Source organism: Streptomyces sp. NPDC001450, assembly GCF_053597295.1.
Window position 1 is genome coordinate 232413 of sequence record NZ_JBSFHY010000005.1, and the last position, 12736, is coordinate 245148.

General features: G+C 72.5%; 11 protein-coding genes. 6 read left to right on the forward strand and 5 right to left on the reverse strand.

The window, feature by feature from the left end; translation table 11 throughout:
* Window positions 1–66: 66 nt before the first annotated feature.
* Entirely contained in the window at window positions 67–669 is a 603-nt protein-coding gene (locus ACWC5O_RS07445) for an SACE_7040 family transcriptional regulator (RefSeq protein ID WP_450580514.1), read from the forward strand.
* 63 nt (window positions 670–732) lie between these two features.
* Here the strand turns inward: ACWC5O_RS07445 and ACWC5O_RS07450 are convergent, their stop codons facing one another.
* A complete protein-coding gene (locus ACWC5O_RS07450) occupies window positions 733–2313 on the reverse strand; it encodes an alpha/beta hydrolase (protein WP_450580515.1) in 1581 nt (526 codons plus the stop codon).
* Window positions 2314–2600: 287 nt separating this feature from the next.
* On the opposite strand from ACWC5O_RS07450, the gene ACWC5O_RS07455 reads away from it, so the two are divergent.
* The 3 genes from ACWC5O_RS07455 to ACWC5O_RS07465 all read left to right on the forward strand — a co-directional run bounded on the left by ACWC5O_RS07455 (window position 2601) and on the right by ACWC5O_RS07465 (window position 5411).
* Window positions 2601–3758, forward strand: coding sequence for an acyl-CoA dehydrogenase family protein (locus tag ACWC5O_RS07455; RefSeq protein ID WP_450580516.1), 1158 nt, complete (start codon window positions 2601–2603; stop codon window positions 3756–3758).
* Between the two features lie 35 nt (window positions 3759–3793).
* The gene (tesB, locus tag ACWC5O_RS07460; RefSeq protein ID WP_450580517.1) at window positions 3794–4660 is read left to right on the forward strand and encodes an acyl-CoA thioesterase II; all 867 of its coding nucleotides are present in this window, start codon (window positions 3794–3796) and stop codon (window positions 4658–4660) included.
* 427 nt (window positions 4661–5087) lie between these two features.
* Entirely contained in the window at window positions 5088–5411 is a 324-nt protein-coding gene (locus ACWC5O_RS07465) for a hypothetical protein (protein ID WP_450580518.1), read from the forward strand.
* A 75-nt stretch (window positions 5412–5486) separates the two neighbouring features.
* Here the strand turns inward: ACWC5O_RS07465 and ACWC5O_RS07470 are convergent, their stop codons facing one another.
* The gene (locus ACWC5O_RS07470; RefSeq protein ID WP_450580519.1) at window positions 5487–6275 is read right to left on the reverse strand and encodes a phosphatase; all 789 of its coding nucleotides are present in this window, start codon (window positions 6273–6275) and stop codon (window positions 5487–5489) included.
* A gap of 67 nt (window positions 6276–6342) precedes the next feature.
* Window positions 6343–8064: a helix-turn-helix domain-containing protein gene (locus tag ACWC5O_RS07475; protein ID WP_450580520.1), complete on the reverse strand. Its 1722-nt coding sequence runs from the start codon at window positions 8062–8064 to the stop codon at window positions 6343–6345.
* 230 nt (window positions 8065–8294) lie between these two features.
* Here ACWC5O_RS07475 and speB point away from each other — a divergent pair, with 230 nt between their 5' ends.
* Complete coding sequence (speB, locus tag ACWC5O_RS07480; protein ID WP_450580521.1) at window positions 8295–9266, forward strand: agmatinase; 972 nt, start codon at window positions 8295–8297, stop codon at window positions 9264–9266.
* A gap of 5 nt (window positions 9267–9271) precedes the next feature.
* Window positions 9272–10975: a thiamine pyrophosphate-binding protein gene (locus ACWC5O_RS07485; protein WP_450580522.1), complete on the forward strand. Its 1704-nt coding sequence runs from the start codon at window positions 9272–9274 to the stop codon at window positions 10973–10975.
* Here the strand turns inward: ACWC5O_RS07485 and ACWC5O_RS07490 are convergent.
* Window positions 10972–11367, reverse strand: a complete 396-nt coding sequence (locus ACWC5O_RS07490) for a DUF6210 family protein (protein ID WP_450580523.1) — start codon at window positions 11365–11367, stop codon at window positions 10972–10974. The genes ACWC5O_RS07485 and ACWC5O_RS07490 overlap by 4 nt on opposite strands.
* Entirely contained in the window at window positions 11256–12605 is a 1350-nt protein-coding gene (locus ACWC5O_RS07495) for a VanZ family protein (RefSeq protein WP_450580524.1), read from the reverse strand. Before ACWC5O_RS07495 ends, ACWC5O_RS07490 begins: the two co-directional genes overlap by 112 nt.
* Between the last annotated feature and the right edge of the window lie 131 nt (window positions 12606–12736).

The window sequence follows — 12736 nt, forward strand, 5'->3', positions numbered from 1 at the left end:
GTTAATGAGCGTTAACCATTTCCTCCAGGTTAACGACCGCTAACCTCGCTGTCTAGAATTGCTTGCATGGTCACCAGAACCGACGCTCCCACCCGTCGCGAGCAGATCCTCAAGGAGGCCGCCCGGCTCTTCGCCGAGCGCGGCTTCCACGGCGTCGGCGTCGACGAGATAGGCGCCGCGGTCGGCATCAGCGGCCCCGGTCTGTACCGGCACTTCCCGGGCAAGGACGCGATGCTCGCGGAGCTGCTGGTGGGCATCAGCGGCCAGCTGCTGACGGGAGCCAAGCGGCGCCTGGCGGAGGCGGACGGGGGAGCCGGTCCCGAAGCGGTGCTCGACTCGCTCATCGAGGGGCACATCGACTTCGCGCTCGACGACCGCCCCCTGATCACCCTGCACGACCGCGAGCTGGACCGCCTCCGGGACGCCGACCGCAAGCTGGTACGGCAGCTCCAGCGGCAGTACGTCGAGCTATGGGTGCAGGTGCTGCGCGAGGTCTACCCGACGCTGGCCGAGCCCGCCGCCCGCTCGGCGGTCCATTCGGTGTTCGGCCTCCTCAACTCGACCCCGCACCTGGGCCGCCCCGGCTCCCTGCCCGGGCGGCAGACCACGGCGACCCTCTTGCACCGCATGGCGCGAGGCGCGTTCTCGGCGGCGGGCAGCGACGGCTGACGCGCACTGCGGCGGCCGCGCCGCAGCGCTGGGGCCGCGTCGGCCGTGCCGGACGCGGCGCTCTCACTGGCCGGGTGCGCGGGCGTCCGGCGCGAACGGCCGGACGTCCTGGCCACAGACGGCGCCGCGGGGCGGCAGGGCGCCGGAGAGGAAATAGCGGACCTCGTGGCCGCCGACGCAGGCGCTGGGGTTCAGCAGCGTGGTGTGCCCGTAGCCCCGCACGGTGATGAGGCGGGCGTTGGCCAGATGCCGGGTCAGGTCCTCCGCCTGCTGGTACGGGGTGGCCGGGTCGAACGTGGTGTTGACCGTGAGCAGGGCAGGGGTGCGCCGGTTCCACGGTCCGGTGTAGCGGTCGGCCGCCCGTGCGGGCCAGGTGGCGCACGGCTCGGCGAGCCAGGTCCAGTACCGGCCCACGTCGCCCGACCGGGAATAGGCCTGCTGTTCGAAGGCGTGGTACCGGCGGGTGTCGCGGGGGACCGGACTCTCCGCGCACTGCACCGCGTACGGGGCCTCCACCTCGGGGTACTCGGGGGGCTGGAGCGCGCCGGACGCCCTGGCGGACGCGGATGCGCTGGCGGCCGGGGTGCCGCCGTCCCACAGGGTCTGGAGGACTCCGGCCAGTTCGGTCCACCCGGGATCGACGACGTACAGGCCCTCGACGACCGCCGCGACGGTGGCCGCGTAGGTCCACTCGCCCTGCGGGTGCGCGCTCAGGCGGCGCAGCAGCCGCTCGTACTTGTCCCTCGTGGCGCGCGGGGTGCCCGCGGAGAAGGCGCAGCGGTCCGTCGTGGTGCGGCCGCACAGGTCGAGGAAGCGGGCGAGGGTCTGCGCGGACCCGGTGTCGGCCTGCCGGCGCAGCTCCGTCGGCAGCGACGGGGACAGCCGCACCCAGGTGACGGGATCGACGGCGCCGTCCAGGACCATGGCCCGCACGTTGCCGGGGAAGAGGTTGGCGTAGGTGGCGCCGAGGAAGGTCCCGTAGGAGACGCCCAGGTAGTTCAGCCTCCGGTCGCCCACGGCGCGGCGCAGCAGGTCCAGGTCGCGGGCGGTGTCCGTGGTGGAGACGTGCCGGAGCAGATCCGGGAGACGTTGCTCACAGAGCCGGCCCAGTTCGGCGAAGACGGAGATCCACGACGCCCGCTCGCGGGCGCCGACGGGGAAACCGTCGGGCACCCGCGCGCTCCAGGCCGCGAACTCCTCGGCGCTGGTGAAGCATCGGACGGCCGTGGAGCGTCCGACCCCGCGGGGGTCCCAGCTGACGATGTCGAACCGCTCGCGCAGCTCCCGGGGGAAGGCCTCGTACGCGGCGGGAAGTGCGGCCGTTCCGGCCGTCGCGTTCCCGGGGCCACCGGGATTGAAGAACAGGGAGCCGACCCGGTGGGCCGGGTCGGTCGCCGGCCGCCTGATGACGGCGAGTTCGATCGTGCGCCCTTCGGGGTGCCGGTGGTCCAGCGGCACCTTCGCGGTCGCGCACTCGAACCCGGGCGCGTAAGGACAGGGACTCCAGGCCAGGCTGGGAGCGGCCGCTGCCGCCGCCGGGCGTCCGGCAGCGGTGGCAGTCGGGGCAGCCGTGGTCACGAGGCAGGCCACGGCCGCCATCGCGGCGACGGCGCCGCGCCACCAGGCCCTTCGGGGAGATGACATGCGTGCGGCCTTCCTTCGATCGCTGCCCGGCAGCTGTGCGACGCCCGCGGAGCGGACTGTTCGCAGCCTGCCCGTGCCCGGGAGGGCCGCGCCCGGTGGGCGGGCCGTACGGGCGCCGTGGCCCGGCCGGCCGGGTGAATCGCGCGGCTCGCCGCGGCCGAGCGGCGTGGCGGGGGTGACGAGCGTTACGCGGCCTCCTCTGGACGCCTCCGCCTACTCGCCGGTACGTTGCCATGAGCAAGCGCTTAGACATGCTCAGACATGCCGAAGTACGTGGAGGTGGCGGCGTGCGCCGTACGGTGTTCAACGAGGATCACGAGGCGTTCCGGGAGACCATCCGCGCCTTCATCGAGGCCGAGGTCGTGCCCGTCTACGACGAGTGGTTCGCCGCCGGCCAGGCCCCGCGCGAGTTCTACTACAAGCTCGCCGAGCTGGGCGTCTTCGGTATCCGTGTCGACGAGGAGTACGGCGGCGCCGGCATCGACTCGTACAAGTTCGAGGCCGTCCTGTACGAGGAGACCGCCCGCGCGGGCGTGTCCTTCGGCGGCTCCGGCGTGCACGTGCTGCTCGGCCTGCCCTACATCAAGCTGCTCGCCACCGACGAGCAGAAGAAGCGCTACCTGCCCAAGTTCGTCTCCGGCGAGGAGATGTGGGCCATCGCGATGACCGAGCCGGGCACCGGCTCCGACCTCGCGGGCATGAAGACCACCGCCAAGCTCTCCGAGGACGGCACCCACTACGTCCTCAACGGAGCCAAGACCTTCATCACCGGTGGCGTGCACGCCGACCGCATGATCGTCTGCGCCCGCACCGCCGCGCCCACCGCCGAGGACCGCCGTCACGGCATCTCCCTCTTCGTCGTGGACACCAAGGCCGAGGGCTACTCGGTCGGCCGCAAGCTCGACAAGCTCGGCCTGAAGACCTCCGACACCGCCGAGCTGGCGTTCGTCGACGTCAAGGTCCCCGTCGAGGACCTCCTCGGCGAGGAGAACAAGGGCTTCTACTACCTCGGCCACAACCTCGCCTCCGAGCGCTGGGGCATCGCCTTCGGCGCCTACGCGCAGGCCAAGGCCGCCGTCCGGTTCGCCAAGCAGTACGTCCAGGACCGCGTCGTCTTCGGCCAGCCCGTCGCCGCCTTCCAGAACACCAAGTTCGAGCTGGCCGCCTGCCAGGCCGAGGTGGACGCCGCCGAGGCCGTCGCCGACCGCGCCACGGAGGCCCTGGACGCCGGCGAGCTGACCCCGGCCGAGGCCGCCTCCGCGAAGCTCTTCTGCACCGAGGTCGCCCACCGCGTCATCGACCGCTGCCTCCAGCTGCACGGCGGCTACGGCTTCATGAACGAGTACCCGATCGCCCGCCTGTACGCGGACAACCGCGTCAACCGCATCTACGGCGGCACCAGCGAGATCATGAAGACGATCATCGCCAAGGACATGGGTCTGTAAGGTCACCGCAATCACTGGCCGGTACAACTAACGCCATGAGCCAGGCACTCCAGGACCTCCTCGAGCTGCTCGACCTCGAGCAGCTCGAGGAGGACATCTTCCGCGGCCAGTCCCGCTCCGCCGTCGTCCCGCGCGTCTTCGGCGGGCAGGTCGCGGCGCAGGCGCTGGTCGCCGCCGGACGCACGGTCCCCGCGGACCGGCCCGCCCACTCCCTGCACGCGTACTTCCTGCGCCCGGGAGACCCCGGCGCGCCGATCGTCTACAGCGTCGACCGCATCCGCGACGGCCGGTCGTTCACCACCCGCCGCGTCGTGGCCGTCCAGCACGGCAAGCCGATCTTCCACCTCTCGGCGTCCTTCCAGACGTACGAGGAGGGCCTCGACCACCAGGCCCCCGTGCCGCCCGCCCCGGACCCGGAGACCCTGCCCACCTCCCAGGAGCGGCTGCGCGGCTACGACCACCTGGACCCGGCGGTCGTGCAGAAGTTCATCGAGGCCCGCGAGGCGATCGACCTGCGCTACGTGGACGAGCCGCCGTACGGGAAGTTCGGCGAGCCGCGTGAGCCGCACAGCCAGGTGTGGTTCCGGGCCAACGGCAAGCTCGACGACGACCCCCTGCTCCATGTCGTCCTCGCCACCTATGTCTCCGACATGACCCTCCTCGACGCCGTGCTGCTCGCCCACGGGCGCGGCGGCTGGGCCGTCGGGGACGTCGTCGGGGCGTCCCTGGACCACGCGATGTGGTTCCACCGGCCCTTCCGTGCCGACGAATGGCTGCTGTACGACCAGGAGTCGCCGTCCGCACACGGCGGCCGGGGTCTCGGCCAGGCCCGTATCTACACCCAGGACGGGCGGCTCGCCATCACCGTCATCCAGGAGGGCGTGGTCCGCGTCCCCAGGTGAGCCGCGCAGCTGTTGAACGGGCGAACACATCCGGAGCGTAACGAAGTTGACGAACCGGATGTGGGCCGCGTCCCCGGCCGGAGAGCGGGTGCGACCAGGGTCCGCTCCGAGGCCCGGACGGCGCATGGTCGCTCGAAGTGACGAGTGACGCATGGGGTACTAGGCTCTTTGAGTGAAAGCCGCAGCGCACGGGATGCCCGGCCGACGAGGCCCCGTACCCGACGGACCTCAGCCGCGGAACCCGATGGCGCGACCGCGCACGGGTAGCCGCAGGCGTCGACATCGTTGGCATGCGTCGTGCCGCTCAACACATTGCGGTGACATCTGAAGACCGCGCCGCCTCTTCCCCCTTGTCGCGGCGTCGGCCATCACCTCGCGCCCCCTCTCCGGGAGCCGCGAGAGACGATGGAGATGGAAGGTATATCCCATGCGATCACAGCGCACGAGGCGTCTTGTCGCCATGTCCGCAGCCGGGGTGCTGCTGGCCGGCGGAGCCGCCATCGGCACGGCGGGCACCGCCTTCGCGGGCTCGTCCCACGACGACCACGGTTCCTACAGCAGCAACTGTGACGACCACGGCTGGTGGAACGACGACGACTGCGACAACGGTGGCGACCACGGTGGCTACGGTGGCGACCACGACAACGGTGACCACGGCGACCACGGTGGCGACCACGACAACGGCGACCACGGCGACCACGGTGGCGACCACGACAACGGCGACCACGGCGGAGACCACGGAGGTTACTGACCCGACCACGAACTGAACGCGAGTGCGGCCCTGCCGACAGGGCCGCACATCGCGCGCGGCGCGCCCGCGGGCGCCTCAGGCCAGGCCCGCCTCGGCCAGCAGATACGCCGTCATCGGGTCGTAGTAGCGCGGGCTCGGCACATGGTCGTCGAGCGGCACCGCCACCTGGACGGTGCCCTCGGACTCGGCGAGGAACAGCGCGGGGTCGTTGCAGTCGGCGTACCCCACGGAGTCGACGCCGTGCTGTCCGGCGTACCCGGCCCAGCCGTGGTCGGCGACCACCAGGTCCGGCAGCGGACGCCCCTCGCGCTCAAGTCCGGTCAGGACGGCCCGCATCGGCGCACCGGAGTGCGTGTGCCACAGCGTCGCTCCGTGTTCCAGGACGGCCACGTCCGCGAACTGCATGACGTACCCCTCCTCCGTCTGCAGCCCGTCCGGGATGACCACGATCTCGCAGCCGGCGGCGCGCAGCGCGGCGGCCGTGGCCCGGTGCACGTCCAGCAGGCCGCCCGGGTGGCCGGTGGCGAACAGCACCCGCTGCTGCCCGTCCGCCGCCTTGCGCAGCCGAAGTGCGAGGCGCTCCAGGGCGTCCAGGGTCAGCTCGGGGTCGATGGTGTCCTGCCCGTACCGGTACTCGGGATCGTCGTTGACGCCCACCCGTTCGGCCATGACCGCGAGCACGTCCTGCTCGTCCGACCAGCGGTCGCCCAGCTCCAGACCGAACCAGTAGTGACGGTCGCCGTTGGCCAGCTTGCGGTAGTGGGAGAGGTTGTTCTCGCGGGGTGTGGCGACGTCCCCCGCGATACGGGTCCTCACCAGGTGGTCGACGAGCTGGGCGCGGCTGGGTGTCCCGGATATCGGCATGCCTCCCATTGTGAGGGCAGCGGACCTGGCGCGTCCTCGGCATACCGCACCCTGGGACACGGCTCACTCACCCCTGGCGCAGCGCGAACCACAGCTCCATCCGGACGTCCGGGTCGTCAAGGTCCGTCCCGAGCAGCGTCGCGCACCGGGCGATCCGCTGCCGCACGGTGTTGCGGTGCACGTCCAGCGCCACCGCCGTACGGTCCCAACTGCCGTGCAGGGACAGCCAGGTACGCAGGGTCTCGGCGAGCGCGGGCTGCGCGGCGAGCGGGGCGAGCAGGGCTCGGGCGTGGGCCTCGGCGTCCGCCCGGGGCACCAGGTCCTCCAGGGCCGGCCGCGCGCCGTGCCGGACCAGCGGGCTGCGGGTGGCGCGGGCGCGGGCCAGGGCGCGGGCCGCCTGGGTGTCGGCGGCCGGCCACTCCCGCGGGCCGACGGCCGCGCTGATCCCGAGGGTCCAGCCCGGCTGCGGGACGGGCTCCCGCTCGGCGGGCACCAGCACCCGTACGACCTCCCGGGCGAGGTCGACCAGCGGCGACCCCAGCGCGGCCCCCAGGGCGGAGGCGGCCACGGCGTCCGGCGCCTGGGCCTCCGGCCGGGCGTGCACGACGACCCACCGCCCTTCTCCCACGAGCGGCGCCACGTCCTCCGGCGCCGAGCCGAGCAACAGCCGTACGAGCGCGGAGGACCGGGCGGCACCGGCGCCGCTGTGGTGCTCGCCGGTGAGCAGGGAGAGCAGCACGGAGGCGACGGAGGCGATGGTGTGGTCCCCGGGTTCCCGGCGCGAACTGGCCACGCCGAGCACGAACCCTTCCCCGGCGCCGAGCGCGTAGGCGGCGAGGTGGGTGTCGCCGTGGGTGTCGGTGGCGGAGGTGGGGACGGGGCGGGTGGTGGTGGCCGTGGTCGGCCGGGCGGCTGCCGGGTCGGTGGCGGAGAGCGAGGTGGTGGGGCGGTCGGCGGGGCGCTGGTTCGCCGAGGGGCGGGAGCCCGTGGGTGCGTCGGCATCCGCTCCACCACTCGTACGGCGGCCGGCCGGCCTGCTGCCGCCGCCTGCCGAGGCGGCGGCGCCGTCGGAGGACGGGCTGCCGGTGCTCGCCGAACCGGCCGCCCCAGGGGGCTGTACCTGCTCGCCGGCACCCGGCGGGCGTACCACCCCCGCCAGTGCCGCCAGCGCCTCGCGGGCCCCCTGCGCCGGCTCCCGGCCCGCCGCCGCGATCTCGGTGCCGTCGGGGCCGTAGAGGATCGCGTGGCCGCCCAGGCGTGCGGCCAGCTGACGCAGGACCGAGGGGACGGGGTCGGGACGGGAGGCGGCGGCCGCGAGGCTCTGCTGGGCCTCCGTGACCCGGCGCAGCTCGGCCAGGCGGGCCTGTGCCATCAGCTGCCAGACCGCGCGGGCCACACCCGAGAAGGTCGTCTGCGGCGGGACCTCCAGGAGCGGGAGGCCGTAGGCGTCGCAGGCGGCGACCAGGGCACGCGGGACCGTGTCGTGCACGGGCGCCAGGCCGAAGCCCAGGGCCGCCCCGCCCGCGGCCACGATCCGGGAGACGTAGTCGTCGAAGTAGGTCCCCGAGCCCGCCGCCTCCGGGACGTGCACCCCGGCCGTGAGCAGCAGCTCGCCGCCCAGCAGGTACGGGTACGGGTCGGCCATCTCCGAGGTGTGCGCCCAGTGGATCACGATGTCCGGATCGGGCGGCCCCGCGATCTGGCGCAGCGCGAGATCCTCGCGGGCCAGCAGGGCCGAGAGCGGTACGGGTGGGGTCGGTGGGACGGCTGGGGTGATCGCCTCGGCCATGGTGTGCATTTCCTCCATCCCGCCCCGTTCGTATGGATGAAACGTACACTTCGCAGTCGCTTTCCGGGCGCTTAGTGTCGAGGCAGCACGGCGGCCGCGGGTACGGGCCCCACATGGCCGCAGGGGGCGCCGGCCTCCGAACTCGTGTCCGAACCGGTCCCGGCTCGCCAGTAGAGTCGTACGGAAAGCAGTACATGCGCGGCGAAGCGCAGGAAAGAAGGCATTTCACCATGAGCAGCAACGAGACGCCCCGCGGCCCCGTCGACTCCTCCCGCATCCCGCGGTACGCCGGACCCGCGACCTTCGCCCGGCTGCCCCGCCTCGACGAGGTCGGCACCGCCGACGTCGCCGTCGTGGGCGTGCCGTTCGACTCCGGAGTCTCGTACCGGCCGGGCGCCCGCTTCGGCGGCAATGCCATCCGCGAGGCGTCCCGGCTGCTGCGCCCGTACAACCCGGCGCAGGACGCCTCCCCCTTCGCCCTGGCGCAGGTGGCCGACGGCGGCGACATCGCCGTCAACCCGTTCAACATCAACGAGGCCGTCGAGACCGTCGAGGCGGCCGCGGACGAGCTGCTCGGCACCGGCGCCCGCCTGATGACCCTGGGCGGCGACCACACCATCGCCCTCCCGCTGCTCCGCTCGGTAGCGAAGAAGCACGGCCCGGTGGCCCTGCTCCACTTCGACGCGCACCTCGACACCTGGGACACCTACTTCGGCGCCGAGTACACCCACGGCACCCCGTTCCGCCGTGCCGTCGAGGAGGGCATCCTCGACACCTCCGCGCTCTCCCACGTCGGCACCCGCGGCCCGCTGTACGGCAAGCAGGACCTCACCGACGACGAGAAGATGGGCTTCGGCATCGTCACCTCCGCGGACATCTACCGCCGCGGCGCCGACGAGGTCGCCGACCAGCTGCGCCAGCGCATCGGCGACCGCCCGCTGTACATCTCCATCGACATCGACTGCCTGGACCCGGCCCACGCGCCCGGCACCGGCACCCCGGAGGCGGGCGGCATGACCTCCCGCGAGCTGCTGGAGATCCTGCGCGGGCTGGCGTCGTGCAACCTGGTGTCGGCGGACGTCGTCGAGGTGGCCCCCGCGTACGACCACGCGGAGATCACGTCGGTGGCGGCCTCCCACACGGCGTACGAACTGACCACCATCATGAGCCGCCAGATCGCGGCGGCGCGGAAGGACGCGTAAGCGCAGTGACTCACGACCACGACCTGGTACTCCGCCCGACGGCGGCACAGATCTCGACCGCTCTGAACCCTCCCCCCGGGCGCAACGGCGGAGACCTGGTCGTGGAAACGCTGGCCGGGCTCGGCGCGACAACGGTCTTCGGCCTGCCCGGCCAGCACGCGCTGGGCATGTTCGACGCCCTGCGCCGCTCGTCCCTGCGCTATGTGGGCCTGCGGGTGGAGAACAACGCGGGCTTCGCGGCGGACGCGTACGGCCGCATCACCGGCGAGGCGGCCCCGCTGCTGCTCTCGACGGGCCCGGGAGCCCTGACCTCCCTGGCCGCACTCCAGGAGGCGGCCGCCGCTTCCGCGCCCGTCCTGGCGATCGGCAGCCAGATCCCGACGGCCGGGCTGGGCGGGGGCCGCCACGGCTACCTGCACGAACTCCCGGACCAGGCGGCCTCGTTCCGGGGCGTGGTGAAGTCGGTCCACACCGTCCGCGCCCAGTCCCAGATCCCCTCGGCCATCGCGGCGGCCTGGCAGTCGGCACTGACCGCCCCGCACGGCCCGGTGTGGGTGGAGATCCCGCAGGACGTGCTCCTCGCCGAGACCGCCCTGCCGGTGGTGACGGCGATGGACGCGACCCCGGACGACCTGGTCCCGCGCCCCGAACTGACGGCGGTGGCGGCGGACCTGCTGTCCCGTGCCGCCCGCCCGGCGATCATCGCGGGCGGCGGAGTCGTACGCGCGGACGCGTCGGGGAAGCTGAGGGCGCTGGCGGAGAAGCTGGACGCCCCCGTGGTCACCACGTTCGGCGGCAAGGGCGCGTTCCCCTGGGAGCACCCCCTCTCCCTCCAGTCCTGGCTGGAGGACCGCCACACGACGGACTTCCTGGAGGACGCGGACGTCCTCCTGGTGATCGGCTCGGGTCTCGGCGAACTCTCCTCGAACTACCACACGTTCAAGCCCCGGGGCCGGGTCGTCCAGATCGAGGCGGACCTCGGCAAGCTGGAGTCCAACCACCCGGCCCTCGGCATCCACGCGGACGCCCGGCTGGCCCTCCAGGCCCTGCTGGAGACGGTGGAGGAGCGCACGGACGAGTCGGCGCCGCAGCGGGTACGGGAGGTGCTCTCCCGGGTCACGTCCCGCATCGCCGCCCAGGAACTGTCCCTGGAACAGGACGTGTTGGCGTCGGTCCGCCGTGCCCTCCCCGCCGACTCCCCGTCCTTCTGGGACATGACGATCCTGGCGTACTGGGCATGGTCGGCCTTCGACGCGCAGGGCCCGAACACCATGCACTCCGCCCAGGGCGCCGGCGGCCTCGGCTACGGCTTCCCGGCGGCGCTCGGCGCGGCCGCCGCGGACCCCACCCGCCCGGTCCTGGCGGTCTCGGGCGACGGCGGAGCCCTGTACTCGATCGCCGAGCTGGCCACGGCGAAGCAGTACGACCTCCCCGTGACCTGGCTCATCGTCGACGACGGCGGCTACGGCATCCTCCGCGAGTACATGACGGACGCCTTCGGCGAGGCAACGGCCACGGAACTGACCCGCCCCGACTACGTGGCCCTGGCCGAGTCCTTCGGTGTCCCCGGGGTCCGTACGACCCCGGAGACCCTGGAGGAGGACCTGGCGAAGGCGCTCGCGTCCCCCGGCCCCTCGGTCGTCGTACTCCCCGCCGTACTGCGGATGTTCGCGCCCACGCACCTGGGCCAGGACGCCTGCGGCGCCTAGTCGGAGTTCTCCCGGACCAGCACCCCGGGCCCGTCGGGCGTCACGACCGGGACCCACGCCTCGTCGACCTCGGCGAGGCGGGTCTCGTCGAGGGCCAGCGGGCGGGGAGTAGGGGGATCAGGTAGCCCTCCTGCGCGTACTGGACGCAGCCCCGCCTCCCTGCACCTCGTGGACCACCCCGGTCTCCGCCGCCACGATGACGGACGCCCAGCCCTGGTCCGTGCCGGTGCCGTCCGGGTCGAGGAAGATGCACCGTCGGCCGCGTCAGCCACAGGGCGCCTCACTCGTCGTAGATCTCTCCGGTACCGGCGTCGAGGACCGTGTTCATCGGGTCGCAGCCGTTGCCGTTCTTGTCGGGCTTGCAGCGGGTGTCGTCGACGCTCACGGACCACACCACGCGCCAGGGGCCCTGCCAGCCCTTGGCGCGTTCGGTCCTCAGCTCGTCGGCGTGGATCTTCAGATTGCTGAGATCGGCACCGCTCTTCTTCCACTCCTTGGCGGCGATCTCCTCGGCCTGCTTCGCCGAGATCAGCCGGGCCGGAAGGTCCAGATGCCTGGGGCCGAAGTCGACCAGCATCCGGGAGACGCGGCCGGAGCGGTTGATCTGCACGTCGAGGCTGCGCGGCATCGCCACCCCGCGCTCCTTGAAGCGCCATGACGTGCGCCAGCCGAACTCGGCTTTCCGGCCGACGGGTTGCGTCTCGTGGAAGGAGGCCGCATCGGCCCAGGAGTAATGGGCCTTCATGTAGGAGCGGGCGATGCGGTACGCCTCCTGGGTGTTGTGGGGCGTGGTGGCGCCGGGGACCGGGAAGCTCGCCGGCGTCGGGGGCTCGGAGTCCTCGAAGCTCACGGTCAGGCGGCGTCCGCCGGGCCACATCAGCTCCGCGGGGAACGCGTCGGCGATCTGTATGGACATCCAGCCGTTGTAGCCGTCGATGCCAGGGCTGATGCGTACGTCGCCGACGTGGTACCGGTCGCCGAAGGCCTCACGGACGACACGCTCGGCGGCCTCCCGCTCGTCGCCGTGCGCGTCACGCACGCTGGAACCGTCCACGTGGTTCGCGGTGATCGCGGTCCGGAAGACGGCCGGCCCGGCCACGGCGCACACCACGGCCACGATCAGCGTGGGCTTGGCCCACGAACGCCACGCGACACGGCCCCGCACCAGCACCAGCCCGGCAGCCACGCCCAGGACGCCCCCACCGGCGTTCATCTCCACGTCGGCGCTGTCGCAGATACCGCTCACGAACGGGGCGAGGGCCTGGGCGAGTTCGATGAGACAGGGCAGCGCGAGGACACCGACGAGCACGGGAAGCGGACGCCGCAGCGCCAGGACGCCGAACAGGCCCAGCGGGACGAACATCGCCAGATTCCACAGACCCTGCGTGGTGTACAGCGGCTCGGTGATCTCATGGTTGATCACACACTCGGCCCGTCCCGCCTCGCCACCACGCAGCGCGAGGGTGACGCCGAGGACACCGGTCAGACAGAACGCCAGTGGCAGCCACCACACAGCGTGATCCACTTCGCGGCGACGGGCCACAGCCCACACGGCCAGCCCCACGACAGCGGCGACGACGGTGAGCCCGGCCAGAAAACCCATGTCGTCGCCGAAGACAGCTTCGAACAACTTGCTCTTTCCCCCGTGAAGCGCCTCCGGTCTCGCCGGTGGCGCGCGCTCCGACGACCTGGTCAGGGCCTCGGGCGTCAAATTGACCAAACTTTCGAAATCGACCCTAACTTACGGAAGTTGACACCGAC

Excerpts from the sequence above, each read along its gene's own strand:
- ACWC5O_RS07445 (WP_450580514.1), top strand. The coding sequence starts at position 67 with ATGGTCACCAGAACCGACGCTCCCACCCGTCGCGAGCAGATCCTCAAG.
- tesB (WP_450580517.1), top strand. The coding sequence starts at position 3,794 with ATGAGCCAGGCACTCCAGGACCTCCTCGAGCTGCTCGACCTCGAGCAG.
- ACWC5O_RS07475 (WP_450580520.1), bottom strand. The coding sequence starts at position 8,064 with ATGGCCGAGGCGATCACCCCAGCCGTCCCACCGACCCCACCCGTACCG.
- speB (WP_450580521.1), top strand. The coding sequence starts at position 8,295 with ATGAGCAGCAACGAGACGCCCCGCGGCCCCGTCGACTCCTCCCGCATC.
- ACWC5O_RS07465 (WP_450580518.1), top strand. The coding sequence starts at position 5,088 with ATGCGATCACAGCGCACGAGGCGTCTTGTCGCCATGTCCGCAGCCGGG.
- ACWC5O_RS07450 (WP_450580515.1), bottom strand. The coding sequence starts at position 2,313 with ATGTCATCTCCCCGAAGGGCCTGGTGGCGCGGCGCCGTCGCCGCGATG.
- ACWC5O_RS07470 (WP_450580519.1), bottom strand. The coding sequence starts at position 6,275 with ATGCCGATATCCGGGACACCCAGCCGCGCCCAGCTCGTCGACCACCTG.